Source organism: Sulfurospirillum sp. E15m (assembly GCF_059415145.1).
On sequence record NZ_JCAHZS010000009.1, the window covers coordinates 91,604 to 117,333 of the forward strand.

At 36.2% G+C, this 25,730-nt stretch carries 30 protein-coding genes and 3 tRNA genes; 13 read left to right on the forward strand and 20 right to left on the reverse strand.

What is annotated here, in order from left to right; all coding sequences use genetic code 11:
* Positions 1–60: 60 nt before the first annotated feature.
* From AC5SLP_RS12080 to AC5SLP_RS12095, 4 genes are all read left to right on the forward strand, one after another.
* Positions 61–540: a hypothetical protein gene (locus AC5SLP_RS12080; protein WP_495255412.1), complete on the forward strand. Its 480-nt coding sequence runs from the start codon at positions 61–63 to the stop codon at positions 538–540.
* Positions 541–640: 100 nt separating this feature from the next.
* Positions 641–1,021 (forward strand): hypothetical protein, encoded by a 381-nt coding sequence (locus AC5SLP_RS12085; protein ID WP_495255413.1) that lies wholly within the window; start codon positions 641–643, stop codon positions 1,019–1,021.
* An 83-nt stretch (positions 1,022–1,104) separates the two neighbouring features.
* Positions 1,105–1,180 (forward strand) — tRNA-Lys (locus AC5SLP_RS12090).
* Positions 1,181–1,695: 515 nt separating this feature from the next.
* On the forward strand, positions 1,696–2,364 hold the full coding sequence (locus tag AC5SLP_RS12095; RefSeq protein WP_495255414.1) for a sce7726 family protein: 669 nt from the start codon (positions 1,696–1,698) through the stop codon (positions 2,362–2,364).
* Here the strand turns inward: AC5SLP_RS12095 and AC5SLP_RS12100 are convergent.
* The 3 genes from AC5SLP_RS12100 to AC5SLP_RS12110 form a co-directional block, all read right to left on the reverse strand.
* Positions 2,345–3,424 (reverse strand): beta family protein, encoded by a 1,080-nt coding sequence (locus tag AC5SLP_RS12100; protein ID WP_495255415.1) that lies wholly within the window; start codon positions 3,422–3,424, stop codon positions 2,345–2,347. The genes AC5SLP_RS12095 and AC5SLP_RS12100 overlap by 20 nt on opposite strands.
* Positions 3,399–3,821 carry a hypothetical protein gene (locus tag AC5SLP_RS12105; protein ID WP_495255416.1) on the reverse strand — a complete coding sequence of 141 codons (423 nt, stop codon included), beginning with the start codon at positions 3,819–3,821 and terminating at the stop codon, positions 3,399–3,401. Before AC5SLP_RS12105 ends, AC5SLP_RS12100 begins: the two co-directional genes overlap by 26 nt.
* A gap of 161 nt (positions 3,822–3,982) precedes the next feature.
* Positions 3,983–4,768 carry a nuclease-related domain-containing protein gene (locus tag AC5SLP_RS12110; protein ID WP_495255417.1) on the reverse strand — a complete coding sequence of 262 codons (786 nt, stop codon included), beginning with the start codon at positions 4,766–4,768 and terminating at the stop codon, positions 3,983–3,985.
* A gap of 111 nt (positions 4,769–4,879) precedes the next feature.
* Here AC5SLP_RS12110 and AC5SLP_RS12115 point away from each other — a divergent pair, with 111 nt between their 5' ends.
* From AC5SLP_RS12115 to AC5SLP_RS12135, 5 genes are all read left to right on the forward strand, one after another.
* A complete protein-coding gene (locus tag AC5SLP_RS12115) occupies positions 4,880–5,809 on the forward strand; it encodes a hypothetical protein (protein ID WP_495255418.1) in 930 nt (309 codons plus the stop codon).
* Between the two features lie 126 nt (positions 5,810–5,935).
* Positions 5,936–6,172 (forward strand): hypothetical protein, encoded by a 237-nt coding sequence (locus AC5SLP_RS12120; protein WP_495255419.1) that lies wholly within the window; start codon positions 5,936–5,938, stop codon positions 6,170–6,172.
* A gap of 135 nt (positions 6,173–6,307) precedes the next feature.
* The gene (locus AC5SLP_RS12125; protein WP_495255420.1) at positions 6,308–7,654 is read left to right on the forward strand and encodes a hypothetical protein; all 1,347 of its coding nucleotides are present in this window, start codon (positions 6,308–6,310) and stop codon (positions 7,652–7,654) included.
* Positions 7,654–7,983 (forward strand): helix-turn-helix transcriptional regulator, encoded by a 330-nt coding sequence (locus AC5SLP_RS12130; protein ID WP_495255421.1) that lies wholly within the window; start codon positions 7,654–7,656, stop codon positions 7,981–7,983. Before AC5SLP_RS12125 ends, AC5SLP_RS12130 begins: the two co-directional genes overlap by 1 nt.
* Positions 7,916–8,986, forward strand: a complete 1,071-nt coding sequence (locus AC5SLP_RS12135; protein ID WP_495255422.1) for a tyrosine-type recombinase/integrase — start codon at positions 7,916–7,918, stop codon at positions 8,984–8,986. The genes AC5SLP_RS12130 and AC5SLP_RS12135 overlap by 68 nt, the downstream gene beginning before the upstream one ends.
* A gap of 81 nt (positions 8,987–9,067) precedes the next feature.
* Here AC5SLP_RS12135 and AC5SLP_RS12140 read toward each other — a convergent pair.
* Together AC5SLP_RS12140 and AC5SLP_RS12145 are read right to left on the reverse strand one after the other, a co-directional pair.
* A tRNA-Met gene (locus AC5SLP_RS12140) sits at positions 9,068–9,143 on the reverse strand.
* A gap of 19 nt (positions 9,144–9,162) precedes the next feature.
* Positions 9,163–9,237 (reverse strand) — tRNA-Gln (locus tag AC5SLP_RS12145).
* A gap of 91 nt (positions 9,238–9,328) precedes the next feature.
* On the opposite strand from AC5SLP_RS12145, the gene AC5SLP_RS12150 reads away from it, so the two are divergent.
* The 3 genes from AC5SLP_RS12150 to AC5SLP_RS12160 are packed head-to-tail and all read left to right on the forward strand — an operon-like array spanning position 9,329 to position 12,581.
* On the forward strand, positions 9,329–10,351 hold the full coding sequence (locus AC5SLP_RS12150) for a bifunctional 3,4-dihydroxy-2-butanone 4-phosphate synthase/GTP cyclohydrolase II (RefSeq protein ID WP_495255423.1): 1,023 nt from the start codon (positions 9,329–9,331) through the stop codon (positions 10,349–10,351).
* A gap of 22 nt (positions 10,352–10,373) precedes the next feature.
* Positions 10,374–12,071 (forward strand): cation:proton antiporter domain-containing protein, encoded by a 1,698-nt coding sequence (locus AC5SLP_RS12155; protein ID WP_495255424.1) that lies wholly within the window; start codon positions 10,374–10,376, stop codon positions 12,069–12,071.
* Between the two features lie 24 nt (positions 12,072–12,095).
* Positions 12,096–12,581, forward strand: coding sequence for an META domain-containing protein (locus tag AC5SLP_RS12160; protein WP_495255425.1), 486 nt, complete (start codon positions 12,096–12,098; stop codon positions 12,579–12,581).
* Here the strand turns inward: AC5SLP_RS12160 and AC5SLP_RS12165 are convergent.
* From AC5SLP_RS12165 to AC5SLP_RS12195, 7 genes are read right to left on the reverse strand one after another with little or no spacing between them, the layout of a single operon-like run.
* Positions 12,578–13,582: a histidine kinase dimerization/phospho-acceptor domain-containing protein gene (locus AC5SLP_RS12165; RefSeq protein ID WP_495255426.1), complete on the reverse strand. Its 1,005-nt coding sequence runs from the start codon at positions 13,580–13,582 to the stop codon at positions 12,578–12,580. The genes AC5SLP_RS12160 and AC5SLP_RS12165 overlap by 4 nt on opposite strands.
* Positions 13,575–14,333: a metallophosphoesterase gene (locus AC5SLP_RS12170; RefSeq protein WP_495255427.1), complete on the reverse strand. Its 759-nt coding sequence runs from the start codon at positions 14,331–14,333 to the stop codon at positions 13,575–13,577. Before AC5SLP_RS12170 ends, AC5SLP_RS12165 begins: the two co-directional genes overlap by 8 nt.
* Before the next feature lie 9 nt (positions 14,334–14,342).
* Positions 14,343–14,885: a YceI family protein gene (locus AC5SLP_RS12175; RefSeq protein ID WP_495255428.1), complete on the reverse strand. Its 543-nt coding sequence runs from the start codon at positions 14,883–14,885 to the stop codon at positions 14,343–14,345.
* A complete protein-coding gene (locus AC5SLP_RS12180) occupies positions 14,875–15,870 on the reverse strand; it encodes a hypothetical protein (protein ID WP_495255429.1) in 996 nt (331 codons plus the stop codon). Before AC5SLP_RS12180 ends, AC5SLP_RS12175 begins: the two co-directional genes overlap by 11 nt.
* Complete coding sequence (locus AC5SLP_RS12185; protein WP_495255430.1) at positions 15,863–17,440, reverse strand: cbb3-type cytochrome c oxidase subunit I; 1,578 nt, start codon at positions 17,438–17,440, stop codon at positions 15,863–15,865. The genes AC5SLP_RS12180 and AC5SLP_RS12185 overlap by 8 nt, the downstream gene beginning before the upstream one ends.
* Entirely contained in the window at positions 17,424–18,050 is a 627-nt protein-coding gene (locus tag AC5SLP_RS12190; RefSeq protein ID WP_495255431.1) for an ABC transporter ATP-binding protein, read from the reverse strand. Before AC5SLP_RS12190 ends, AC5SLP_RS12185 begins: the two co-directional genes overlap by 17 nt.
* A complete protein-coding gene (locus AC5SLP_RS12195; RefSeq protein WP_495255432.1) occupies positions 18,047–19,129 on the reverse strand; it encodes an ABC transporter permease in 1,083 nt (360 codons plus the stop codon). The genes AC5SLP_RS12190 and AC5SLP_RS12195 overlap by 4 nt, the downstream gene beginning before the upstream one ends.
* Positions 19,130–19,263: 134 nt before the next feature.
* Between AC5SLP_RS12195 and AC5SLP_RS12200 the strand changes: the two genes are divergently transcribed.
* Positions 19,264–20,148 (forward strand): exonuclease domain-containing protein, encoded by an 885-nt coding sequence (locus AC5SLP_RS12200; protein WP_495255433.1) that lies wholly within the window; start codon positions 19,264–19,266, stop codon positions 20,146–20,148.
* A 23-nt stretch (positions 20,149–20,171) separates the two neighbouring features.
* Here the strand turns inward: AC5SLP_RS12200 and AC5SLP_RS12205 are convergent, their stop codons facing one another.
* The 8 genes from AC5SLP_RS12205 to AC5SLP_RS12240 form a co-directional block, all read right to left on the reverse strand.
* Positions 20,172–20,960 (reverse strand): class I SAM-dependent methyltransferase, encoded by a 789-nt coding sequence (locus AC5SLP_RS12205; RefSeq protein WP_495255434.1) that lies wholly within the window; start codon positions 20,958–20,960, stop codon positions 20,172–20,174.
* A 62-nt stretch (positions 20,961–21,022) separates the two neighbouring features.
* Positions 21,023–21,463, reverse strand: coding sequence for a methyltransferase family protein (locus AC5SLP_RS12210; RefSeq protein WP_495255435.1), 441 nt, complete (start codon positions 21,461–21,463; stop codon positions 21,023–21,025).
* Positions 21,464–21,506: 43 nt separating this feature from the next.
* Positions 21,507–22,133, reverse strand: coding sequence for a cytidylate kinase-like family protein (locus tag AC5SLP_RS12215; protein ID WP_495255436.1), 627 nt, complete (start codon positions 22,131–22,133; stop codon positions 21,507–21,509).
* A 17-nt stretch (positions 22,134–22,150) separates the two neighbouring features.
* Positions 22,151–23,341: an MFS transporter gene (locus tag AC5SLP_RS12220; protein WP_495255437.1), complete on the reverse strand. Its 1,191-nt coding sequence runs from the start codon at positions 23,339–23,341 to the stop codon at positions 22,151–22,153.
* A 149-nt stretch (positions 23,342–23,490) separates the two neighbouring features.
* Positions 23,491–23,799: a DUF6172 family protein gene (locus AC5SLP_RS12225; RefSeq protein ID WP_495255438.1), complete on the reverse strand. Its 309-nt coding sequence runs from the start codon at positions 23,797–23,799 to the stop codon at positions 23,491–23,493.
* A 67-nt stretch (positions 23,800–23,866) separates the two neighbouring features.
* Positions 23,867–24,262, reverse strand: a complete 396-nt coding sequence (locus AC5SLP_RS12230) for a thioredoxin fold domain-containing protein (RefSeq protein WP_495255439.1) — start codon at positions 24,260–24,262, stop codon at positions 23,867–23,869.
* 159 nt (positions 24,263–24,421) lie between these two features.
* Entirely contained in the window at positions 24,422–24,892 is a 471-nt protein-coding gene (locus tag AC5SLP_RS12235) for a nitrous oxide reductase accessory protein NosL (RefSeq protein WP_495255440.1), read from the reverse strand.
* A gap of 9 nt (positions 24,893–24,901) precedes the next feature.
* Entirely contained in the window at positions 24,902–25,729 is an 828-nt protein-coding gene (locus tag AC5SLP_RS12240) for an ABC transporter permease (protein ID WP_495255441.1), read from the reverse strand.
* Between the last annotated feature and the right edge of the window lies 1 nt (position 25,730).

A 25,730-nucleotide genomic window follows, 5' to 3' on the forward strand; every position in this document is an offset into this window, starting at 1 on the left:
TTTTTTTGTATGCAACATGCTATAATCGCCATAGATATTACACTCATGATAAGGTATTTAATGCTTCGAGGCGATAAAGAAACAGATAAAAATATAAAGAAAAAAACAACTTCAAAATCGAGGCAAATAACACCTAAAAACAGCACATCGAAAAATACACGAACAAAACTACCTAAACAAACTATTGCGCCTAAGCACAATGAAGGTTCTTCGTTACTTTTTAAGCTTTTTACAGGAGGCGCAATTTTACTTTTTATTGCCATTGGCGTTAAATACGCAATTGACCAAACGATCAATCATAATCCGCTCATTGGAAAATGGCGTACGCAGACAGTTTTAGGCATCATGGAAGTTGAATTTGAGAAAAATAGTATGTCAGTTTTTGGCACGAAAACGCCGGTCAGTTATGACATCCAAGGTCAAAATATCATCGTTTTTGATGACGATATTAAAATAGGAAACACGTATAAAGTCATTGACAAAGACACCGTATCAACGGAAGCTGGAACCCATAAAGTTGTTTATAAAAGAGTCAAATAACAAACGATTTGTCTACAAGACTGCATCAAAGTGCTATAATACCCCAACGTAAAATCTGCGCAATCAACCCAATCTATAAACTTACAATCAAGGTCATACAATGCTCAATAATGAAAAGGATGTGCTTAATTTATTAGGACACTATTCTCAAAAAAAACAGACACAATCAAACGATAACAATAATACGATTTATCAAGAACTTGGGCAATTCATGATGCAAGATGAGCGAAAGAGAAGCCATAAAAGCTTTGGAATTCCTAATGTTATCTGGTATGTAGTTTTGCTTTTGATGGCGGGATATTTGGTGAAAGATATTTTTGCACTTAATCAAATCAACGGTACAAATGACACTTTTCCTTCTCTTCAAAAAATAGCAGAAGAAGCAAATACAAAAATAACACAAACCATAAACGAGATACAAAAATCAGCCAATAAAGCATTAGATGATGCGCATACCAAAAAGAACAATGCTGAAAAATAGTTCCTTGAAGTGAACATTTAGAGGAGGTTTAATCCCTCTTTTAACAAGTAAGGAATAAAATTTCAGTTCTTATTCACTTAATTGGTCCGTTAGCTCAGTTGGTAGAGCATATCACTCTTAATGATGGGGTCGTAGGTTCGAAGCCTACACGGACCACCATTGGGTTTACCTAGGGAGTGATTAATTGATTTTTCTTCTATTCTTTCTTATATTAATCTATCGCGATTAAACCTAAAACATCAAAACAAGTGATTGATAAAATAATAAATTCTGTGATTTTGCCCGATAAAGTGGTTTGAAATACGATGGCATGGGGTTTTAAATGGTTGCGGGAGCCGGATTTATTAAATTAAACTTAAGAAAATAACAAATGACCATAAAAACGGACTTTCGTAATTCTATCTTTTTCAAAAAACTGCATTTTTTGTTTATTTTGGACACGATTTGGACACAGTAATAAAGCTGCAAATAAACTCTTTTTATTTTTGAACTGTAGATTTTGTCAGATAAATTTCGTTCGACTTCTTTTTCTCTAGATTAATGATGTTAAAAATAAATATATACTTTGCATATCTTTAGTCCTTTTAACCATTATATATATCAATGTGAATGTCATTGTTATTGTCAATAATAAGAGCATTTTATGTATAATTTGACAATAAGGAAAAATTGAAATGACAAAAAGAGCTGACGCACCAACTATTACAAAAGCATTAATTGATTGGCTTGATACAAGATATCAAGATAAAACAATTACTACTGAAATATCTATAAATACTTCATATGGAACGAAAGTAGCAGATGTGGTTGTTTCTAATGGTCATGCTTTGGCTTTTGAAATCAAAAGTGAATTTGACACAACTAAAAGACTTGATGAACAAATAAATGGATATGCAGAAATTTTTGATTATGTTTATCTTGTTTATTGGGAAGAAAAATATACTTTAGAATCTTTACATCTTCCCGATCATATTGGTACGATTAAAGCTTTTATGAATAATGGATTGATAGATTTTAAGATAGTTAAAAAAGCAAAAATAAACAAGATAGCTACACCACTAACTATCGGTCAGTTACTATGGAAAAATGAATTAGAATACTTTTTAAAACAAAAAAACATACCAATTAAAACAAATTTTGACAAATCAAAATTACTTGATTTATTTGTTAAAAACTATAATAAAACAGAATCACAAAAGATATTTAGATTTGTTCTAAAAAAACGTTTTGAAAGAGGGTTTGACGCATATAAATCAATAAGAAATATATCGCCAAATCCTTTAAAGGCATTTGTTGATAATAAAAAAGATTTGACATATGTAGCTAAGTTATCTTATACATAGCCATTGTTGTTATATGATGTGCAATCATCCTATATTTCCAAGTTGCACCAGCCTTAAATTTTGAATGGTCTCCCATCGCTACATCATAAATAAATTTACATGTGCTACAATGGCTAGTAGAAAAGGTCCTAATTTCTGAAATTATTCTTCTGCACAATTCTTGATATTGCTCGTAATTTCCCTTTTCATCAGCTGTAAACATGCATAATTTGCCATCTTCAGTTGTATATTTTATAAATGGATAATACTGGAACCCTTTTTCTGGATCTATTTCAATTTTTGATGGAATTTTATCAACAAGAGTATAATCTGAGTAATTAATAGTTAATTTATCAAGTAATGTCTTTTTGATTAATTTGTTGTAATTTAATAAATGAGTATTTGATAATCTATGATAATCAAATTCTGTTGGCACCCTTGTATTATCTTTTAAAACTTCTCCAGCCAAAATAATTTTTTTTATTTTGAATTCTTTGACTATTTCTTTAATTAGATTTTCTGTCAAACTTTCAGTATTTTTATCTATATCAAAAATCAAAGTAGCTTTATCTGAAATCATTTTTCCATAAAAATCATATAATTGCCATAGTAAAGTATAATCATCATTCCTAAATGAGCTATCTGCAAATAATCGGATTGCAAAATTGTCAAATGTATCTATGATTTTTTTAGCGAAGTTTATGTTTTCTTTAGAGCTTTTTCTTGGCGTTTCATAATAATGGTCAAATGAAATAATAGGAATAAGATTTTTACATGAGTTTTCTCGAAAAGCTTTATCTAACTCTACAAAAAAATTGTATTTATTATCGCTATCTTTTAAATCATAGGCTGCAATAATTTCATTTTCTATATATGTTGGTAAATCTATATAGCAGTGTTTATTATTTACTATTTCTTTTATAGAATTTGCTTTATCATCCATTAAAAAATTAATAAAATTTGATAAACCTTCTATTTTTGTATCCACAAGTTCTATAATTGGCATGTAATCAAGTAATTTATTAACTTGCTTCATGCCTTTTAGCTCATTTAATTTATTTTTGATTATTGGATGATACATTTTTGTCTCCACTTTGTTGTGAAATAATTGTTGAAGTTTTTGAATAATTTAAATATCCAAAGGCAATTGAAGATAGAAGTGCTAATATTGAAAGCCATAAGCTAAAATTTTTATACCATTTGTCTTCTTTGTTTTTAACAATATCTTTATAAGCATCGAATAAATCTTCAAGAGATTTTATTTTTACATCTAAAACAGCAATATCTTTTTCATTTTGACTTACTTTTTTTATATTTTGTTTTATATCCCATATTTCTTGTTTCACATCATCTTTTAATTTTTCTTCTAGTGCTTCAAGAGAATATTCAACTCTTTCAATATCTTTTTCTATGGTTATTTTTTGTTCAGTTATTCTTTCTGATAACTCATAAATTTTTTTTATATTATCTTCATCCATCTAAAGCCTTTTTAAAAATTTATCTATACAACTTACTCATAATCTCCAAATTCATATTCCAAAGTCTTTTTTCTGGCTTCTTAACTTTACGTAGCATATTATTAAGCTTTTTAGAGTATTTTGACTTATTTTTTCCATAAATTGATTATAATATCTTCTTATTATTTTTTATGTTCAAAAGATCTAATATAAATTTCAATTCTATTGGCAACTAACGCTACATCTTCATCCAAAAATTCATCTTGTTTATTTTGCATAAATTTTTCTAATCCTTTTGGATTTAAAATCCAAATATCTTTTAAAGGTACTTTAGACTCAGTAAACCATCCTGGAAAAACAACAACTGGGAAAACGTTGAATTCTTTTTTTGTTGTTTCTTTTAAATAGTTTTTAAGCCAATTTACACCCGCTTTGGCTTGTATAATTGGTTTGTCGCTTTCAAATATTCCATTATAAGATAGTTTTTCACCATCATATACAACTTTACATTGACCTTTTAAGGGTTTGGAATAGGTTTTTGTTTCAATGACATAGAGACCTTTTTTGCCAACAAGAACATGATCTAAATTAAAATTTTTGCCAACAATGTCATGATAAACTTTAAAACCTTGTTCTCTAAGTAGTTCAAGATTCATCCCTACTTCACGTTCTCCATCACGTCCTTGTTTTAGTGCTTTTACTTCGTTTATTTTTGTAGAAAATTTATAATATGACCATATTGATACAATAATGGCTATAACTGTTAAAAAATGAGGATTTGGAATAGCTTTATTAAAATAAGAAACCCATGCATTAAAAGCAATCATAATGAAAATGATAGGTGAAATAATATAAACTAAAAATTTTTGGACAAAAAGATCATCTAACTTTTCATCGAGAGATTGGGCAGGGTAACGGAGTGGTTTTTCTTCAATAGGGGATTTGGTTAAGGCTTTTTCTTTTTTCATCAAGATGTATTCCTTTTTAGATTTAAAATGTTACTATAAAAATGATACGATGTTAGAACAAATTTGCAACAAATTAAATATTTCATATTCATTTAGAGGAATAATGTAACATTGAAAGATTTAACACCTCAAAAGTTCATAGAAACTGTTTATCAAGTTCTACAAGATTATGAAATTCCTAATCTTGATACTAAACTCAAAAATGGCGGTGAACTTCACTCCTTGTTAAGTACGATTAATAATTTATATGCTTATCAAACGTGGTCTTCAAAGCATATTTATTCTACGTTACCTAAGAATGCAATTGCAAGTAAAAATATTGATAATTATCTTTCTTCACAAATCAAACATATCGAAACAACAATGCAAATATGCCAATTTCAATATAATTCTATGTATGCATTTTTTGAATTATTTGGTATGCACTTTGGCTTAAAACTGCTTCTAAGGGATAAAAAAAGCTTTATTAATTCTTTATATGATCTGCATATGAAATATTGGACTGATTTAGAAGCTTTCCATCATCCCTTTGAATTAGTCCGTAATTTCTTTATGCCACTTTATGACATTAAAAATTTATTTCCAGAAGGTACAATAGAAAACTCCGATACATTTACTAATGCATTTGCGTGTAGTTTTTTAAATACATACTCATTTTTTCATGCTTTCAATATCACAGAAAAGCGTATTAAAACATCGTTTTCAATTCATGTTTACCAAGAACTATGCAATCTATCCCTTTCAAAGTATAAAACCAAAGAGATTACCGATACCATTATGCACCATTTAGATATTGATACAACCATTAATCTGCGTAAAATAGATCACATTCAATGTATTGGTCAAATAGGTATGCATAAAATCGATGGCTATGATGAACCCTTAATACCTCTTAAATTTCTTGATCATAAGTTGATTCATACAATTCAAAATCAACACATTCAAGAAGCCATTAATAACCATAATGAAGACCTAGCCGATGAATGGAAAGAGATTCAAATAAACATGGGTTTTGGTTATCACGTGCAAAAATACCGATAAATTTCGCAAAAAATACCTAGATAAATCCTCGCTCTTTTTCCTAAACTTTCATCGTTTTAAAACAATAAATCAAAGCTTTGGTTAATTTCATTCAAGGAGTTAGCTATTTTAACACTCAAAGCACATTTGCTGAATATCTTTACAGGTAATGACTTTACCAATCAGCAAACAGGGGATACGATTAAGGGTAAAACCAAACTTCAACTCTTGGCACGTGTACCACTTAAAAACGGTGAGTACAAAAACCAATTGATTGATCTTGCTATTCCAGTAGAGAAGCTCTCTTTATACGAGGATAAGATCAATAGTGATGTGGAAGTAGAGGTTGGTTTGATAGGTGATGCTAAATTCTACGGCATTTAAAAACAGGAGAGGAACAGGAGAAGCTCTTGGGGGACTTTGTCCCCTTAAGCTTCGGGTTCCTCCATTCTCTTTTAGCGATGCTTTTGGTAACACATCGCTCTCATACGGAAAATGATAAAAAAAGAAAGGAATTGTATGCAAGTAAAGTCTATTTATGGCATTGATACGCTTTACTACTTTGCTCAAAGTAATGAAGTGTATGAAAACGCTTTTTTTGATCTTCTAAACCAACTTGATGCCCAAACCAAACTTCATGAAACGGATATTTATGCGTACGCTCATTCATCTATGATTGTAACGCTTGGCAATACTGCTTTACAGTATCTTGGTAAAGATAAAGGGGTATATTGGTTTAGAGACATTAATGGGTATTTCAAACTAGGGTTTAAAAATCCAAACATAGCAAGTTATCAACACAATATTCATATACAGCTTCAAGGCGTTGGTATCTATACCATAGGACTAAAGAACCTCTTGGTCTTCATCAATGAAGAACTGCTCAAAGAAGTCACAACAGGACTCTTTGAAATCTCACGTGCTGATCTTAACTGCTTTGTGCAATATGATTTTGGATTTGTCACTAAAGAGATGTTTGTTTCTAAGAAAAAAGAGTATCACATCATTTCAGAGTTTGGCAACTCCAAACGCACACAAACGATCTATGTGGGTAAGAAACCATTTTTACTAAGATTCTATGATAAAAAAATAGAACTGGATAAATCAGATAAAGAAGAAGTCATGCAAGACTATTTTACCTATCATGGATTTGATCTTAAAGAGCCTATCTTTAACTTAGAGTTTGAAATGCACCGTGTTCATTTTAAAAATATGGGGATTCGTACTCTAGAAGGATTACTCAACAATGCCAACAATCTTTTTAAAACAGCAATGGATGATATAAGACTGATTGATGTAAGTACAATTACTCATAAAGATAGGCTCAATAACTCTAAACATCGAGCTAAAACGTTAGAGATTTGGGAACATATCAAAGAGAACTACAACATCACAGAGTTTTTACAATACGAAGTTGATTTAAAGCGTATTCCTCAAAAACGTTATGTTTATGATCTGCCAAAGTTTATTACAGACACCCATGAGCTTATCCATAAAGCACTCAATAATAATATTGTGCTTTCGCCTGATTTGATAACCAAAATATCAGATCGAGCTATTGATCTTTATAGTGAGATCAAAGAAAAACTAGCTAACCCCTCTCCAAGAATTACTACCAAATATGATGTGTTTATTAAGGATAAAGAGGATGATCTAATAGCACGGTATAAATGTACTAAAAAAGATGAACTTATCCCTTATCAACTGCCGTTTAAACTTCTAGGCACGAAAGAGCTACAACACACCATTAAGCGATTATCTAAGCAACTAGCAACAGCAACAGCAACACAGGGTGATGCTAAAACGCTTACGCAACAGCTTAAAATTGCTAATAATGAACTTAGCAAGCGTTTAGAGGTGATGTGATGATTGAAATGGAAAACATTAACCTCATTAAAGTAATGGCACAAGATATAGAGCTGATTAAAAAAGCTCTATCCAATCAAATCGATAAACGATGGCTCAATGTTAGAGAACTTGCAATATATTTAGGCTACTCGAAAGATCATATCTATAAACTCAAAGAGGACACGTTTATTGAAGGTGTTCATTTTTACAAGAAAACGGGTAAAATAATATTTGATAGAGTTACGATTGATTCGTGGGTGGTCGGAAAGGAAAACACCGATGACATTAACCAATCGAGAAGGCAAATTGTGGATAACGTTTTATTATCAATCCAAAAGGTATCGTAAATCTTTAGGCTTAGATGATACAAAAAACAATCGCAAATATGCCACCAACGTTTTAATACCTGAGATTCAGTATAAACTGAACTTGGGTGAGTTCTTTAACACACCAAACGAAAAGAAAGTTCCTACAGTAGGGGAATTTGCAAAAGTAAGCTTGGAGCTTCACAAAAGCTATCGGAAGCAGTCAACGATTTATGATTATCTTTCATCGTTAAAAAATCACATTTTGCCATATTTTGAAAATACACCTATCAATCAGATAAAGCCGTCTGATTTGGCACTTTGGCAAAATAAAGTTTTGGAACGAGTGAGTGCAGGACGACTAAAAAATATTCGTATTGTTCTAAATACAATTTTAGAAGATGCACTTAATGATGAGATAATTACAAAAAATCCTTTCAGCTCAGTGAAGTTACCCAAAAGAAACCCTATTATCATTCACCCATTTACATTGGATGAGATTAAGGTAATTCTTGGAAGAGCTGAGGGAATGTATCAATCTTTTTATGCTGTTGGTTTTTTTACTGGTATGAGAACTGGTGAAATTGTAGGCTTAAAATGGGAAGATGTTGATTTTGAAAGAAAAGAGATTCATATTTCACGATCAATAAGAATGGGTGTTGAATCTAGCCCCAAAACCTCTAACAGTATTAGAACGATTGATTTGCTTGATAGTCTTGTTCCGTATCTCAAAAAGCAGTTTTATAGAACAGGAGCAAAGCAATCCTATGTATTTCTTACCCAAAATGACACACATATCTTTGATGCTAAAAATATCAGAGATTTTGATTGGACAAAGTTGCTAAAGAAGCTTGATCTTCCATATCGTCCTATTTATCATATGCGGCATTCATTTGCAAGCATGATGATTGAAAATGGTGAGGATATATTATGGGTTTCAAATATGCTTGGGCACAAAAGCAGTAAGACAACGCTTGATCGTTATGCGAAGTTTACAAGCCAAAAAAGCAAGAAGAGGGCAACATTTCTGCAATCATTTTTTTAAATGACACAATATGGGCACAGTTTGGTCACATTTTAGATTTTAATTTGTGAAAGAAGCCTGTTTTAGGGAGTTTTAAAATAATGGTTGCGGGAGCCGGACTTGAACCAGCGACCTTCGGGTTATGAGCCCGACGAGCTACCAACTGCTCTATCCCGCGACGGAAGAATGAGATAAGGTGGATGGGGTAAAGGGATTCGAACCCCTGAATGACTGGACCAAAACCAGTTGCCTTACCGCTTGGCTATACCCCAATGCCTTAAATGAGGTGAAATTATAGTCACTTTTAATTTGTTTGTCAAGGGTAATTTACTATAATCTATTAAATCATTTTTTGGAGCAATTATGCCTATTCAAAGAGTCAAACAAGCGATAGAAGATATCAAGCACGGCAAGATGGTAATGATGGTCGATGATGAAGACCGAGAAAATGAAGGTGATTTAGTTTTCGCTGCTACCTTCTCCACACCAGAAAAAGTCAATTTTATGGCATCTCAAGCAAAAGGGTTGATTTGTGTTGCACTCAAAGAGGAAGTTGCAACAAGACTTGATCTCACACCTATGGTCAAACACAATGACTCACAGCATGAGACGGCATTTACGGTTTCAGTCGATGCACGTGTTTGTACAACCGGTATTTCAGCGTATGAACGTGATATTACCATTAAAATTCTAGCCGATAGTATGAGCTCTCCAAGGGAGCTTGTCAAACCAGGACACATCTTTCCTTTAATCGCGCGCAAAGGCGGTACACTTGTCAGGACAGGACACACCGAAGGTTCTGTTGATTTATGTCGTCTTGCAGGGCTTCGTGAAGTAGCAGTTATTTGTGAAGTGATGAAAGACGATGGTCATATGGCGCGCCGTGATGATTTGGATATTTTCTGTAAACAACACGGTATCAATATTGTCTATATCTCTGATATTGTGGCGTACCGTATGCAATCAGAATCTCTTGTTCGTGAAATTTTTTCATCCAATGTTGAGTTTTTTGGCGCCAATACGCGTAAAATAGATATGGTTGATCACGAAGGTAACCATCATATCGTTTACGCTTTTGGTGAAATTGGTAAAAACAGTGCGGTGAAGTTTCATCATATTTTGCCTGATAATGAGCTTTTTGCCAATGAAAAAAAATATCAAGGTATTTTAAAAGCCATCGAGTATCTAAAAGAGCATAATGGTGTTTTTATTTTTGTCGATAGCGAATATACTACCAATCAAGAGCTTCGTGAGTTTGGTATCGGAGCGCAAATTCTCAAAAAATTGGGTATTGAAAATATCGATTTGATTTCTATTACATCACGTAAAGACTATGTCGGTCTTGCTGGATTTGGATTAAATATCAACAAAGAGATTATTTTATAGTTTTACATGTAAAAGGACGCCAATGGATTTTTTCCTTCTTTCATCACTCTTACTCTTAGCAGTAACTGCTATTATGGTGACCCTTTCCAAGCATATGGGGTTGGGGTCTATCTTGGGATTGTTGATTGCAGGTATCATTGTTGGTCCTTACACGCCTGGCCCTATTGTTACCAATGAAGTGGCAACAATGCGTCATTTTACAGAATTTGGCGTAGTACTGCTTTTATTTGTTATCGGGCTTGAAATGCAGCCTGCCAAATTGTGGTCTATGCGTAAAGAGGTATTTGGGTTAGGCTCTCTTCAAGTCATTGCTTCAGGCATCGTACTAGGACTTTACATGTATTTTTTTGTCGAGCAGATGAGTGTCGCTATGTTGCTTGGGTTTACATTAGCTCTCTCTTCAACGGCATTTGTAATGCAATTGCTTCAAGAAAAAGGCGAAACCGCGAGCGAACATGGCAAAAGCGCTTTTGCGATTTTACTGTTACAAGATTTAGCCGTTGTTCCTCTTTTAGCCGTGCTTCCATGGATTGCCAAAAATGATGCCGCACCCAGTGGCACGTGGTGGAGTAAGGGGCTTACGGTTATCATTATGGTTGGGTTGTTGATTTTCTTTGGTCGCTATATCATCCCTTACGCACTTGATAAAGTCGCTAAACAACGTAATAAAGATGCTTTTTTAATGATAACGCTTTTAAGCGTGGTTCTCTCTGCTGTTTTGATGGACCATGCAGGACTTTCCATGGCATTAGGTGCTTTTTTAATGGGAATGTTTCTTTCAACCTCTCGTTATAGTTTTCAAATAGAATCAAGCCTAGAGCCTTTCAAGGGAATCTTGATGAGTCTCTTTTTTATCGCGGTTGGTATGTCGATTGATTTTCAAGCTATTTTTAGTGCCCCGTGGATTTTTGCTGAACATGTCGTGATGATTCTTATTTTAAAATCTGTGGTTATTTTTGCGCTGGTGTTAGCATTTGGCGCATCAAAAGCCAATGCAATTAAACTTGCTTTTTTATTGAATCAAAGCGGTGAATTTGGTTTTGTCCTTTTTGGAGCGGCTAAAGCGCTTGGCATTATTGATGACCAGCTGTTTGTCATCGGTATCGGTGTCATTTCCATTAGTATGCTCGTAACACCTGTTTTATATAATTTTGGGTGTCGTTTGGCGCACAAACTCTCCAATACCTCTTCGTTTTCGTATTTTAAAAATGATGACGAAGCAACGCATTTAGGACGTGTTGTTATCGCAGGTTATGGCAATACCGGCAAGGTCATCGCCAAAATGTTAAAAAACAGCGCGATTCCTTTTATCGTTTTTGATGTCAATACCACCGAAGTAGCCCGCGGTAGAAAAGAAGGATTGCCTGTCTTCTTTGGGGACATCACGGACTTGAAACTGCTCAATACGATTAAACTTGAAGAGGCCTCGATGATTATTGTCTCGATAGACCATAGTCTCAATGCGATTAAGGTCGTCAAGCATATCAAAGAGTATTATCCGCATATCAAGATTTTAGCCAGAGCGCTTGACATTAAAGCGATGGACAAGCTATTGCTTGCAGGTGCGAGTTGGGTCATTGCTGAAACGCTTGAGAGTAGCATCCGAACAGGCGCAGAAGCGCTGAGCCAAATGGGTGTTATTGCAGAAGAAATCAATGACTTATTGATGTTGTTGCGTAAAAATGAGTATGAAGTTATTCGTGAAATTACGAAAGAATAAATTTTACATGTAAAGGAGAAAGCCGTGTTTCGTTATTGGATGGGATGGATGTTAGGAATCTTTTTAGTCGGCTGCTCTTCGCAAACACCAACACCTTCTTTAGATTCGAATCAAACTGCATTAGAAGAAAAAAGTACCTCTGAAATTGAGCCTTTAAACGGGCGTATTCAAGAGGTGTATTGGAAGCTTATAGGGATTCAAGGCAAAGCAATTTTAACAGAAAAAAATGAGCGTGAAGCGTATATCATCTTGAAATTAGAAAATCAACGCTTACAAGGTTTTGGCGGTTGCAATATTTTATTGGGGAGTTATGCGCTTGATGAAGCTAAAAAAGAAGTCTATTTCAAGCAAGTGGCTTCTACGATGATGGCATGTCCAAGATTGAAAGATGAAACAGCTTTTGTTCAAACGTTAGCAACGATTAACCATTATACGATAGACAAAGGTGTGTTGATTTTGATGCACGATAATGAAGAAAAAATGAGCTTTGAAGCGAGTTTTGAGCCTTAAGAAGCGTTGTGCCGTGGAAATTTTTTGAGCTTTTCCAGTAGGGCGTGATGCGATTGTAAAAGAGGCTCGTTTAAAAGGTGTACGTGTGAAGCATTCTCTTTTTGCAATGTGTCGTACTCTGCCATAAATAAAAGCGCTTCAACCAGCTCTTGTAAGCGTATAATCTGCTGTAACCCTTCTGCTAAAATGATTTTATACTCACCATTACTTCGCTCTTTACGCAAGGCGATTTCAATTTCTCCTCGCATAATGGTCAAAGGTGTTCGCAGTTCATGCGATGCTTGGGTATTAAACTCTTTCATTGTCTCAAACGTTGTCTCAAGTCGCTCTAACATGGCATTAAATGCGCATGAGAGTTGGTTGATTTCATCATCGCTTTTATGGGTTTGAATGCGAAGCGATAAATCATGTGCCGTAATTTGATGGATACTGCTTAGAAGCGTTTTGAGCGGCGCGAAGTAGCGATGCATAATAAAATACCCACCGATACTTGAAAGAACCAAAATGAAAGGGTTTAGGATAAGCAGTGTGAACAAAAAGTGCTCTATGGCAACGCCAGCGGCATGATTAAGGGTTGCTAATTGTAAAAGGGTATGTTCTCCTAAAGGAAGGGTGATGACATACAAATCCCCATAGTGACTGTTAAACGAAGCTTCCAAAGAAGACGTTTGCCATGCCTTGGGCGGAATAGGCGGTGCAAATTTTTCATCGGTGGTCTGCAAAACGACAATGCTATCATTGACGTCTTTGGTAATCGTGCGTAAAAAAAGAGGTTTGATATAAAATATTTTCTCCTCTTTTTGAAGGTCTAAGTTCGTAATGTGCGTACTGCTTTTAAGTAAATCTTCTTGAATATCAACTGCAACGGTTTTAATGGTTGTATAGATGTTCTTTGTAACATTATGTTTGACATTGATAAATAAAGCGTAATTAAAACATGCCAAGATAATGCTTTGTATCAACAGATACCATAAAATGAGCTTGATTTTGATACTACGCATTCACAGCTCTTTTAAGGGTAATGAGAGGGATTTCGCTAGGAACTAAAAAGCGCATTTTTATGCCCCAACTTCCATACCCTGTGGTGACATAAATTTGTCTTGTATCTCTTTGGTGCAATCCTTTGATAAAAGGCTGAAAGAGTCTAACGACATAGCCAAATGGATAGATTTGACCCCCATGTGTGTGTCCGCTGAGTTGCAAGGTTATCGGCGAATGTTTTGTGAGTGAAAAATCTTTGGGTTGATGGGCAAGTAAAACGGTTGTATAGTTGGGATTGAGTTTTTTAAGAAGCTCATGTTCCTTTCGTTTAATACCAAAGTATTTGCTAAATGCATCACCAAAACCAATGAGTTGCAACGTTGCATTGTCTTTTGTCAGTAAAACGATGTGATTGTCGAGCATATGAAAACCCAGTGCTTCGATGATTGGCTTTATTGTTTGACGTGCAAAAAAAAGGTCATGGTTGCCACTGACAAAATAGACAGGGTGTTTGAGTTGTTTTAAAATAGCAAGATGCGCTTCTATTTTTTGAGGGTGTGTATCGATGAGGTCACCCGTTAAGGCGACCATATCAAGCGGCAAGGCATTCAGCGAATCAACCAGATGGGAAAGGGCATCAAGCGGCGTAGAAGCTTTTACATGTAAATCACTCAAATGAGCAATATGAAAGTTTTCAAACGATGCAGGCAAGCCTTGTAGCATCACATGCATCGGTTTAAAATTAAGCTGTTGATACGCCTTTTCAAACATCATTATGACCTAAGAGTGATTTGCAAGGGTGAGATTGTAAGTGATGTTCACTTCATTGCGTACGGTTAAAAAGAAAAGGGTTGGTGGTTCTATGCCAAAATCGGTCATTTTAATTTCAAATCCTCCGGCAAGATTCATCGCGTTGTCTTTACTATCGATAGTCGCTTTGGTAGTGATTTCTTTGCTAATTTTATTGAGTGTGAGTGTACCTTTAAGCATATAGCCGTCATCCACTTTCGTGACTTCTTTTAAATCAAAGGTTACCTCTTTGTTAGTCTCTGTTTTTAGCGCTTCATACATATGCTCATCCCGTTTTTCATTGTCGCTTTTTAAGGTAAGCAGTGGCAATGAAATCATGCCTTTGAGACTTAATGGGGAGTCATCCATATTGAGGTTAGCGGTGATATTGGTGCTTTTAGGGTCGATAGTGCTATCCCCTAAAACAGATGTTTGGGCTTGTATATAGCCCTCTTTGTATTGAAGCTCTTGAGCAAAACTGAGTGTTGAAAGAAGAGCAGTGGCAAGAAGTGCCAAAGTAGCTTTACTGAACATTGTTAATCCTTTTTTGGGAAGTTTGATAGAGTAGGTTATAGATTTCGATACAAAGAAGAATGCATATGACTAAAACTCCGATGTAGGTATAGCCAGAAAGGGCGCTCATAAGCCCACCACCGCCTACAATCCATCCTGTAAAAAGCATGATAATGCCTAAATAACGCAGCGTTGTAACACGAGCCAAGCGTTGCATAATGACAAAATTGTAATACGAAATAACAAACGGATAGACCATGCTAAGAAGTAGTGCCTCTTTTGTGGCGTAGAGCATATACGAGAGTGCAAAAAGCAATACAATAGTAAAGGAAGGCTCTTTAATACGCTCTCTAAGAAAAAATGCCGTTGCCATACCTATTACATGAAATATCATGATGACATACCATGTGTGTGAACGCCAAATGGAAATGTCTTGGGCGCGTGAGAGTGTCTCAAATAAATTGGCATCCAAAAATGCCCAAATTGCCATCGAAACAATGGCATAAAAACTCAGTGGCTCTTGCAAAATAATTTTGTGATGCGGTCGTTTATGGATAAAAAAGCTCGTGATAAGCGCTAAAAGCGAAAGAAGAATGGCTAAGTTTCCTCTTAAGAGTGGCGCATAGGTAAACAGTGGTGTCGCAATGGCATAGGTAAACCCAAGTGCTACGGCTATATGCGTATAAAATCCTCGGGATATTTTAATCAGTAAGGGTGCGCTCATACCAAGGCTAATGCCCAAAATCCCCAAGAGTGCAAGATTGAGCGAAGGGTAGAACAGTGAGCATAAGAGCTGTAAAGCGATAAAAAAGCTCATTTTTGCTTGGTCGTTTTTAAGCCATCTAAGCGGTCTATAGACCAGCAAACTACCGATAATACCACCTAAAGGCAGCGTAAAAAAAGCGCTTATGTCGGAGTGAAAGACTTCTACGATACCTGTTTGAGCAATCAAAAGGTAGTAGCAAAATTCACTGGCGATAAAGAGCGTGAAAAGAACATTAAACATAAGCTCTCCTTTGAAAAGTGTGGAAAAAGACAATAAAAACACATGCAAAGGCAAGGTCATAGAGTGCAATCAGCATAGCTTCTAGTCCAAGCGCATGGGAGAGATAGAGTGTCAAAAAGACCGATGAAACAATGATGCGATTAAATGCGCTCAAACGTGCCAATATCAATGCGTAAGTTGGATACAACAACCCAAATAAATGCACCATACCTGTGGTCGTCACAAAAGCAAAAACGATGTATTCGTATTTCCCTTCAAAATGAAATCCCAAAAGCGGATAAAGCGTACTCGCAAAGCACAGCAAAAACAATCCACCCAATCCATCGCTCAAAAATCCAGCCAAATGGTAAAGTCCTAGGCTATCAAAACTTTTTTTGTTTGGATACAGCTGTGGAGAGAAAAAACCTAATGTGACCAGTAAACTAAACAGACCGCAGAGCATACGAATGGTCCATAAAAGATTGATATCGGCTTGTAAAAATCCAGCTTCCATCATTCCAGCAAGTGACAGTGCTATAAGCATCATAAAAAATCCTAGCGTATAAAAGAGACTAAAGCTTTTTTCATTGAATTTTTTAAGATGTTGGGAAATGGTTGCAAGTGCCATAAAAAAGACACCCACACCCATGGCGATATGAGCATGTGCTACCACAAGGTCATTGCGATGAAAGAGCCAACGAAGAGATGGAATAAATAAGATATTGCCCTCAATATCGACAAACAAAAAGGCATAAATAGACAACACCAAAGAAGGTGCACTACTGAAACTGATGCGTGCATCTTTGAGCCATTTTAGAAGAAGAGGGACATAAAGTAGCGTTAAGTATTGAAAAAACCACTCTTGATTGTAGGTAAGATCACCTATAAAAATACGGTGTGCAACAGAAGCGATATAGCCTACAAGCGGAATAATCCACATAGCATGATACTTGGCAATAAAATGCTCTTTGGCATGCAATTTTATCAGTAAATAAAAAATGGGAATCAGCGTAAAACTCATACCCAGCGTATTATCACCATGCGGACCTACAATACTCTTTTCAACCTGACCGATACTAGGATTCATCAACACTAAAAGCGCGATAGGCGAAGCGATGACAAGGTATAAAGAGACTTTGATCCACTTAGGAATAACGTTGTACACTTTGATGTAATCGTACAGCGCTAAAATATAAAAAATGCCTGAAAAAGCGAGTAAGAAGTTCAGTCCATAGGCAAAATCATAAAAGGCAAGTCCTCTATTGACCCCAAAAAGAAGGCTGATGGTCATGAAAATCAGAAAAACCATCCATAAGGTGAAGTAGGTTTGAAGTTTATGAAAGCCTTTTTCGCTGTGGATGCCTTCTTTTTCCATTAAGACAAACGGTAAGAATGAGAGCATCAAAGGAATAAAACCATAGAGCATCAAAGAGATATGCACACTTCTAGCATTGGCCGGTGTTAAAAGCGAAGAGGGCAAAAAGTAGCCTAAAAGATTGAGCGAATATTCAAAGCCAAAGGCAAGTGCTAAAAAGAAAAAAAGTGCGCTCATTGCAAACGCCTTGGCAATAAAATCAGAGAATTTTTCCATCTTTAACCTCAATAATTTTGTCTGCAAACTGCGCAAGTTTCATATCGTGCGTTGCTACGATCATGGTCGTTCCTTGTGTGGAAAGTGTTTTGAACAGTGTGTAAATGTTGTGTGAATTGTACGAGTCTAAATTGCCTGTTGGTTCATCGGCAAAGATAATCTTTGGCTGATTGATTAAAGCTCTAACAATGGCGGCACGTTGGCGCTGACCTCCTGAAATTTCATCGGGATATTTGTGCTTAATCGCTTCAATACCACACGCTTTAAACAGCGTATCACTGTAGGTGCTATCGGACTTTTTGGATGCTAAATGGATGTTTTCTAGAATCGTCAAATAACCGATAAGGTAGTGAAATTGAAAGATAAATCCTACGTCATTTTGGCGAAATGTGTCGATATTTTTGATGTCGTTATAATTTTTATCTTCAAAAAACAGTTCGCCAGAACTTGGGCGAAGCAGAGACGATAAAATCGAAAGTAGGGTTGATTTTCCACTACCGCTCTCGCCAACAATGGCAATAAACTCGCCTTTATTGGCTTCAAAATTAATGCCATCTAGGGCTAAATCCTGATGGTAATAATGTGTGATGTCTTTGGCTCGTAATATCATAATGCACCTCGTTGGATGAGGATAATCGGGTCAATCTTTGAAGCACTGTACGCAGGAAGTACTGCGCCTAAAAGTGCCATGATGATGGAAAAACATAAAACGCCTAGCATCGTATCAAGGCTTAATTCACCATTGACATAGCCTTGAAATTTTTCGATATGTGCGATGAAGTATAAAAGAATTTTGGAAATGACAAGGGCAGAAATATAGCCAAAAAGTGTGATAAAACATGTCTCTGCTATAACCATATTCATAATAAAACGAGACGACTTCCCAATGGCGCGTAAGATACCAAATTCACTGCGGCGCTCATTAATCGTGATGCTAATCAGGCTAGCAATTCCCAAAAGTCCCATTAAAAAAGCGATGGAGCTAATGACATTCGAAGAGGTTTCGATGATTTTAAATTGGTTGTAGTTTTCGACAAATTCATGGGTCGTTTTTACATCAATGTCTTGGTTTAATGTCAGAATTTGATCAATAAAGGCTTGTGCGTCTTTCCCTTTTTCTAAACTCACTAGTAAAATGGAAGCCTCTTTGTTAAAAATGCTACGGGCATCTTCTAGGTTAAGCACCGCGCCTCCGTCTTCAAAGCCAATGCCGTTGTCAAACACTCCAACCACATGAAATGTTTTGTTGGAAATCGTTACGGTGTTGGGATTTTGAAGCCTTGCGTTGATATTTTTTCCCAAAATAACTTCACCATCTTTGGGATAAACACCGTGTGTTAGTCGGTAATTGGCAAAGCGATTGGGGCTGACGCCGTAAATTGCAGCGATAGGAAGTTCATTGATAGGGCTTGCTCCTAAAATGATGGCATAGACATCTTTCACCCCTTTGATGGTTTGAATGTCATGCGCTAATGCGACAGGAACGTCACTAAAAAAAGTATCGGCAATTTTGGCTTGCGTGACTATCAAGTCGCCGTCGCTTTTAAGCATGGTCGAGTACATGCCGATGATACCTTTTGAGATAGACGTTATCATGAAAATAGCCGTAATCGCTACCGTGATACTCAAAAAAATCAAAAACGTTTTAAAGCGATTGCGATTGAGTGCCTTGATGAAAAGTGGTATCAAAAAAACTCCTGTGATATTTTGATGACAATTTTAAAGAAACAACATGAATGGAGCATGAATTTTTTTTACATGTAAAACATTTAAAAGCAAGGATGACGTACAATGCAAGGCAATAGAAATTAAAAGAGAAACGCATGAAAATTATTGTACTCGATACCGAAACAACAGGAATGTTTGAAAAAGACCGCATTTGCCAGCTCAGTTTTTTAGTCCTCAATGAAGAGTTTGAAATCGAAGAAGTCCATAATGATTTGTGCAAACCTCCTTTGCCTATCTCCTATGAAGCGATGGCAATTCATCACATTACGCCTGAAATGCTAGAGGGTGAACCTTCTTGCGTGCAAACAAAAGCGTATAAACGACTGTGTGAGCTGAATGTTGCGCATAATCTGCTTGTTATTCAAAATGCCGCGTTTGATTTGGGTATGCTCGCCAAAGAAGGCTTCTCTTCTCAGATGAATCTTATCGACACTTTTCGTATTTTACGTGCTTATTACCCAAATGATGGCTCTTTTAGCTTACAATATAAACGCTACCAATGGGGATTGTACAAACAAGAAGCATCCATTGCTGAACAACTAGGGGTTACTATCAATGCGCATGATGCGCTTAGCGATGTGATTGTTCTTAAAAACCTTTTTGAAAGATTGTGCGATGAACACTCTATCCCTAAAATGCTACTGTTGTGTTCTGAGCCTATCATTTTAAGTCACATTCCCTATGGAAAAAACAAAGGCAAAAAATTTATCGATGTAGCACTGAGTGACCGCCAAGACCTTCATTATATGTTAAGTTCCAACGGGCTTGACGAAGATGTTAAGGCGTCCATACTCCATGCGCTTGAAGTAACCAGGGAAAATGTTACTTTGACCATCGGTTTTGGCAAATACGCAGGAAAAACCCCACAAGAAGTCTTGGAAATCGATAGAAACTATCTGGTTTGGATGGTCAATAAAATGGATAATTTAAGCGCCGAACTAAAAGAGGCGATAGAAAAGGTGTTGGTATCGTACCCGTAAGGTTTACATGTAAAACTCTATCCTTAACACACAAGGCTAAAATGCTTTAAAACTTCGCATTTGGAAAAGAGTACCACACCTTTTTCGGAAGTGTTTTCAGAGACAATAAGGTTGTCTTCCATCAGGTCGTGCAAAATAGCGTCTATTTTTTCTTCCTGGGGGAAGATTTTACGATACAAGAGTTGTTTGTAGGCGTACTGTTTGGCTTCTTCGTAAGTGTATGTACGTTTCCATGAACTAGGAAAATAGTGCACATTGTACGCTATAGAGGCTTTTTCTAGAGTGTGTAAAAAGCCTTTGACCTCGATGCTTTGATTGGAAGGTTGGTCTGGCGCCTTGTGGGCTAGAAGCATCACATCAAGCAGGGTATTGTTATGGTATTTTTTCCACCCGACAAATATTCCTAGTGATTTTGTCGATTGAATCATAAGCTCAATATCGACTTGAGAACTGATGGCAGGTGTCATGGATGCAAGCACAATGTCAAAGGTTTGCGTTGGATTGAAGGTATTCCAATTAGCATGTTGTAGTGTTATAAAAGAGCTTAAGCCTTTTTGTTCGCTTTTTTCATTCACTATTTTGAGCATATCGTAAGAGATGTCAAGTGCGGTGATGTGTGCGTTTTTTTCCGCTAATGGAATGGTAAACGCTCCCGTGCCACACCCGATGTCTAACAGTGAATAATTTTCAAAAGAGATGCCATGACTTTCTATCCACGTGATGATGTAGTTAGCATCTTCGTTTATGGAAGCATCGTCACGTTGGGGGTATTGTTTTGAAAAAGAGTTCCAAAGTGCTATGTCTGCGCTCATGTCAAATCCTTCAATCATTATATAATTAAAAATATAACGAAAATTTCTTTAACAAAAGGACACTATAAAATAAAAGGAATCATTCTTTTCGTTTTTTGCATGTACTGTTGGTATTGGCTTGAGTGTGCCATCCATAATGCCTCTTCTTTTTTTGCTTTCATCAAAAGCGTCAGCACTAAAAAAGAGTAGATAAAAATACTAAAAACTCCAAACTTCGAGAGTACAATGCCTAGCATCATCAGCAAAACAGAAAAATACATGGGATGTCTAATATATCGGTAAGCACCCGTTGTAATGAGTGTGGAGTTGTGTTTGATTTCCGGGGTAATGTTAAAGTTGCCAAGTTGGTTATGCACGATTGCATAAATGCCAACACCACAGCCTAGCACAATGATGAAAAAAGGCAAAGGCTTTGGAAAATGCATTCCGTGGTGGAAAAGTAAGATGGCGATGAAGATAAATTGTAACGATACTAAAAGATATGAATAGCGTTGTGTGGTCATCTTACTGTCCTAAATGTTTTACATGTAAAATCGCTTAAAATGCCTACAGAGCGTCAAGATAACTTAAAACTAAAGGTATGAGTTTGTCAAAGCTAATTTTGCTAGTGTTGATGGCAAAGTCATACTGGGTGACATCCGTCCACTCTTTATCGGTTAAAAGACGATGATAACGCGTTCTTTGCTCATCACTTTGTTGCAGCATCTTCATTGCCTCTTCGGTTGAAACGGCGTGCAGTTTTTCAATACGCTCAAGTCGTTCTTTTAAGTCCGCATGGAAAAAGAGGCTGACATGATGAGGATTGTCACGTAAAATGTGTGCACCACAACGTCCAATGATAATCGCAGAGCGTTCATTGGCGATATGCGTGATGATTTCAGATTCTGCTTTAAATATGGCTTCTTCTGTGGGAACAAAGGCTTGTGTTGGAAGGTACACATCAGGACAAATATAGTTGTTAGATTGAAAGAACGATTCCCAGAAAGAGGGTATTTTTTCTTCACGCGATGCTAAATCTTCCTCTAAAACGGAGAGTTTTTTAGCCGCTTGTAAAACAATTTCTTTATCAAAACAGTCGATATGGAGTTCTTTTGAGAGTTCATGCCCGATATACGCTCCCCCGCTGCCGAGTTGTCGGCTAATCGTGATTAAAAGTGGTGCATCTTTTTTCATCTTTTCTCCTTCAATGCTTAAGACGATACATGTGTGCTTGTACGCTTTCCATAATAGATAGTGTACAAAACGATACAAGAAAAAGCAACAAGTGCCATTACAACAAAAAGACCTCGATAGCCTGTCAAAGGAATGAGGTAACCTAAAAGAAACGGTCCAATACCTATGGCAATATCTGCAAAAATAAAAAATGTCGAAATTGCCAATCCAAAACGATGACTAGGGGTTACTTTAACCGCAAGCGCTTGTCCGCACGATTGAACAACGCCGATGCCAAATCCTAGAAAAGCACCTGAAAGTAAAAGCGTGATACTTTGGTGTGCTTGTGCCATGAAAACCATGCCTAACATACATGCGAAAAAAGCTGGATACATTGTAATATTTTCACCCTTTAAATCAAACAAACGACCTGTAAAAGGTCGTGTCACTAAGATAATCGCTGAGTAGACAACAAAATAAAGTCCCGAAGCTTCTACTAAATTAATCTCTTGGGCATAAATGCTTAAAAAAGCAAGCACACTGGAGTAGCAAAAATAAGCAATGGCACAAATAAGCGAAATGGGCATGGCGTTGGGTTCAAAAAAGTTTTGCCATGAAAAGCCCTTCATTTGCGCTTTTTGTTCTTGATTTAACGTGATTTCAGGCACACGGATGATATTTGCGTTAATGAGACTAAGAAGAGAAGAGAGTAAACAAACACCAAAAATAGCTGTGTAGTTTCCAAAATGAATGAGAAAAAGTCCTAAAAATGGACCAATGGCAGTGGCTAAGGTGCTACTGAGCATATAGTATCCAATGCCTTCACCCCTCCTAGAAGGAGGGATAATATTGGCAACGATGGTTCCTGTGGCTGTTGAGCTTAGACCATAGGCGATACCATGCATCAAACGCACAAGATCAAGCACCAACAGCGTGGAAATGAAAAAATAAAGCACTGACATTCCAAGCCCTAAAAATGTTCCTAAAATGAGCATTCTTTTTCGCCCGACTGCTTCTATCCATTTCCCTGAAAGAAGGCGTCCAATAACAGAGCCTATGACAAAGATGCTTGCAGAAAGCCCTGCTTGACTCAGGGATGCATCAAAACTTTTAATGGCAAACTCGGTGATAATAACGATGAGTAGATAGAAAATAAGGACGATAAAAAAGTTAATCAGTGTAATGATAATGAAGTCTTTGGTCCATAAAGCAGGTTTAGCGGTTGGCATGTCTTTGGATTCGATTCAAAGGTTATAAATTTCATATCGAGTAAAGTCGAATGATGTAAGAAATTGTAGAGCAGGTGTGATTAAAGAGAGTTAAGAGAGACGTAAAACACGTAAGAATAAGACTCCTTTCGTGTTTTACATGTAAAGGTTTAGTTGGCTTCGCTTACTTTTGAAGGGGCTAACGGTTTTTTAGCCGGTTTTGCGATAATCTCAACATAACAGGCACTCCATTGCGCACTGTGCGCCGCATCAATACTCGCAATTAATGCAGCAGAATGTACGCTCCCAGCATCTGTATCGTTTTCTCCAAAGCGGCAGTCAAACTCCCAGAAATCAAAACCATCAGGGCATTTTTTAGCGCGTTCACGTTTGATATACTTGCGAATTTCGTGCTTAATGGCTTCTACAAGTCTCTCGCTATTTTTATTTTCGATGTGAAGTTGAAATGTCTTTTTCAATGAATACCTTTTTATATGATGGCATTATTGTAGTCAATTTTACCTTTGATACCCAATGGATAATGCATTATTTGTAGACTTCTTTATATGCCGCATCTAAGATACTCATAAATGACGTTGGCTCAATGTACCCGACGTATGCATCAACAATGGTATGATTTTCAGGCGAAAGTATGGCATTAGCAGGAACAGAACGTGTCTGAAGTGCCGCAGGAAGGGCAGGGTCATTCACATTGATGGAAACATAAATATACTTTTTCTCAATCTGCGCTTTATACTTTGGCGCTTCAAAGATATCTTTTCGCATTTTCTGGCAATAAGGACAATCATCGCTCTCAATGCTCACAAGAATCAATTTTTTTTCTTGAAGCGCTTTTGTACTTTCTGCGTCCAAAAAACCTGCATGAAGCGTTGTCATGCCAATTGTATATATTAAAAGCAAACATTTTATCCATTTTTTCATGGTAACTCCTTTTTATCAATGTCCTCTTAAGCTAGTGTTCTTACTCAATGCCGACTGTGTATTGTTTGTCGTAATAATAACTGTAAATAGAGTGAAAATAGAGAGAAAATGTTTAAGAGGGACTAAGAGAGTGTTTATATCTCTTAGTCTCATCAGTGGCTAACGTAGTTTATCGTTCAGTAGGTTGATAAGTCCATTTGAAACTTGTGAAAAATCAAGAACGCGTCTGCCATTATATTTTTTAGCAAATTTTTCGGCTTTTTCTTTACTGGCAAAAGCAGGTAAATCATCGCCCGCTGGACTGATTTTTTGACTGCCATAGACATAGTATGCCTCTCTTGCGGGAATTTTTTCTAAGGTATCATAATCGGTTACATTGATTCGCATGTCATCGTCTTGTTTTACTTGATATTCTGGCCAGCGAGAGGGTTCAAAATAGAACTCAAACATAGATTTTGGGCTTGAAAAATAGAGGGTTTCCCCACTTCTTACTTGTACACTTACTACCCACTCTGGCGCTTGATAGACTTTTATTTTCCGTATAAGACACGTTGTATCTTTGGTAACTTCTATTCTTGCACCAAAAAGAGTTCCGATGGTTAAAGCTATAATAAGCAGTTTTGTAATCATTTTTTTCTCCTATACTAAATCTGTTTTTTTGAAAATATTAAATCCAAAGAAGGCAAAAGCAAGTCCCAATAAAACGGGATAGACAATAGAAAATAAAATAAAAAAAGAGAGGTGAATATTGTCCAAAATATAAAAAGCAACAGGCCCCATAACGGTTAATTCCGGGTCGAAAAGACTGATGGCAGCTACTCTGAAAATTTCCATAGGGTTGAGGAGTGAAATAGCAATAATTAACTCCTCGCTTAAGCGATTTTGCATCATAAGGCTAATGAGAGCGATATCAATAAAGGCAAGTAAAAGAATCCAAATAAAAAAGGAGAGACCGAGTGCAACTTCGGAAGATTTGACAACAGAAGATATTAAGAATGAGATTCCTAAAAAAGCGGCACTCAACGCAAAGAGTAACCCTGAATAAAGCAGAAAAATATTCCAAGGAATATGCGCTCCTTTAAGCGTTCCAATGATGAGTGCAAAAATCATTGCAAAAAATACAGGTAAAAAAACCGTTATAAATCTTCCTATGATTTTTCCCCAATAATATTGAGGCAAAGAGATTGGAAATGAAAGCATATACTCTAAGATATGGTTATCTCTATCGCCTGAAATGGAGCGAACCGTCGTAATGAGAATAAAAATGGGAAGAATAACGATAGTGACTTGAATGTACATCAACAATAATCGACTCAGTCCGCTAAATCCCATCACTTGTGATTCTGTGACACCTGCAATAAAAAAGAGGGCAATCAGCCCGCCAAACACCAATGTATAAACAATAAACCAACGTGCTCTTACCGATTCTTTGACATCGAGAAAAGCAATTAACAGTAAATTTTTCATC

What these genes read in the sequence shown, in the direction of transcription:
- AC5SLP_RS12080 (WP_495255412.1), top strand. Translation starts at nt 61, where the DNA reads ATGCTTCGAGGCGATAAAGAAACAGATAAAAATATAAAGAAAAAAACA.
- AC5SLP_RS12085 (WP_495255413.1), top strand. Translation starts at nt 641, where the DNA reads ATGCTCAATAATGAAAAGGATGTGCTTAATTTATTAGGACACTATTCT.
- AC5SLP_RS12095 (WP_495255414.1), top strand. Translation starts at nt 1,696, where the DNA reads ATGACAAAAAGAGCTGACGCACCAACTATTACAAAAGCATTAATTGAT.
- AC5SLP_RS12100 (WP_495255415.1), bottom strand. Translation starts at nt 3,424, where the DNA reads ATGTATCATCCAATAATCAAAAATAAATTAAATGAGCTAAAAGGCATG.
- AC5SLP_RS12105 (WP_495255416.1), bottom strand. Translation starts at nt 3,821, where the DNA reads ATGGATGAAGATAATATAAAAAAAATTTATGAGTTATCAGAAAGAATA.
- AC5SLP_RS12110 (WP_495255417.1), bottom strand. Translation starts at nt 4,768, where the DNA reads ATGAAAAAAGAAAAAGCCTTAACCAAATCCCCTATTGAAGAAAAACCA.
- AC5SLP_RS12125 (WP_495255420.1), top strand. Translation starts at nt 6,308, where the DNA reads ATGCAAGTAAAGTCTATTTATGGCATTGATACGCTTTACTACTTTGCT.
- AC5SLP_RS12130 (WP_495255421.1), top strand. Translation starts at nt 7,654, where the DNA reads ATGATTGAAATGGAAAACATTAACCTCATTAAAGTAATGGCACAAGAT.
- AC5SLP_RS12135 (WP_495255422.1), top strand. Translation starts at nt 7,916, where the DNA reads ATGACATTAACCAATCGAGAAGGCAAATTGTGGATAACGTTTTATTAT.
- AC5SLP_RS12150 (WP_495255423.1), top strand. Translation starts at nt 9,329, where the DNA reads ATGCCTATTCAAAGAGTCAAACAAGCGATAGAAGATATCAAGCACGGC.
- AC5SLP_RS12155 (WP_495255424.1), top strand. Translation starts at nt 10,374, where the DNA reads ATGGATTTTTTCCTTCTTTCATCACTCTTACTCTTAGCAGTAACTGCT.
- AC5SLP_RS12165 (WP_495255426.1), bottom strand. Translation starts at nt 13,582, where the DNA reads ATGCGTAGTATCAAAATCAAGCTCATTTTATGGTATCTGTTGATACAA.
- AC5SLP_RS12170 (WP_495255427.1), bottom strand. Translation starts at nt 14,333, where the DNA reads ATGTTTGAAAAGGCGTATCAACAGCTTAATTTTAAACCGATGCATGTG.
- AC5SLP_RS12175 (WP_495255428.1), bottom strand. Translation starts at nt 14,885, where the DNA reads ATGTTCAGTAAAGCTACTTTGGCACTTCTTGCCACTGCTCTTCTTTCA.
- AC5SLP_RS12180 (WP_495255429.1), bottom strand. Translation starts at nt 15,870, where the DNA reads ATGTTTAATGTTCTTTTCACGCTCTTTATCGCCAGTGAATTTTGCTAC.
- AC5SLP_RS12185 (WP_495255430.1), bottom strand. Translation starts at nt 17,440, where the DNA reads ATGGAAAAATTCTCTGATTTTATTGCCAAGGCGTTTGCAATGAGCGCA.
- AC5SLP_RS12190 (WP_495255431.1), bottom strand. Translation starts at nt 18,050, where the DNA reads ATGATATTACGAGCCAAAGACATCACACATTATTACCATCAGGATTTA.
- AC5SLP_RS12200 (WP_495255433.1), top strand. Translation starts at nt 19,264, where the DNA reads ATGAAAATTATTGTACTCGATACCGAAACAACAGGAATGTTTGAAAAA.
- AC5SLP_RS12205 (WP_495255434.1), bottom strand. Translation starts at nt 20,960, where the DNA reads ATGAGCGCAGACATAGCACTTTGGAACTCTTTTTCAAAACAATACCCC.
- AC5SLP_RS12210 (WP_495255435.1), bottom strand. Translation starts at nt 21,463, where the DNA reads ATGACCACACAACGCTATTCATATCTTTTAGTATCGTTACAATTTATC.
- AC5SLP_RS12215 (WP_495255436.1), bottom strand. Translation starts at nt 22,133, where the DNA reads ATGAAAAAAGATGCACCACTTTTAATCACGATTAGCCGACAACTCGGC.
- AC5SLP_RS12220 (WP_495255437.1), bottom strand. Translation starts at nt 23,341, where the DNA reads ATGCCAACCGCTAAACCTGCTTTATGGACCAAAGACTTCATTATCATT.
- AC5SLP_RS12230 (WP_495255439.1), bottom strand. Translation starts at nt 24,262, where the DNA reads ATGAAAAAATGGATAAAATGTTTGCTTTTAATATATACAATTGGCATG.
- AC5SLP_RS12235 (WP_495255440.1), bottom strand. Translation starts at nt 24,892, where the DNA reads ATGATTACAAAACTGCTTATTATAGCTTTAACCATCGGAACTCTTTTT.
- AC5SLP_RS12240 (WP_495255441.1), bottom strand. Translation starts at nt 25,729, where the DNA reads ATGAAAAATTTACTGTTAATTGCTTTTCTCGATGTCAAAGAATCGGTA.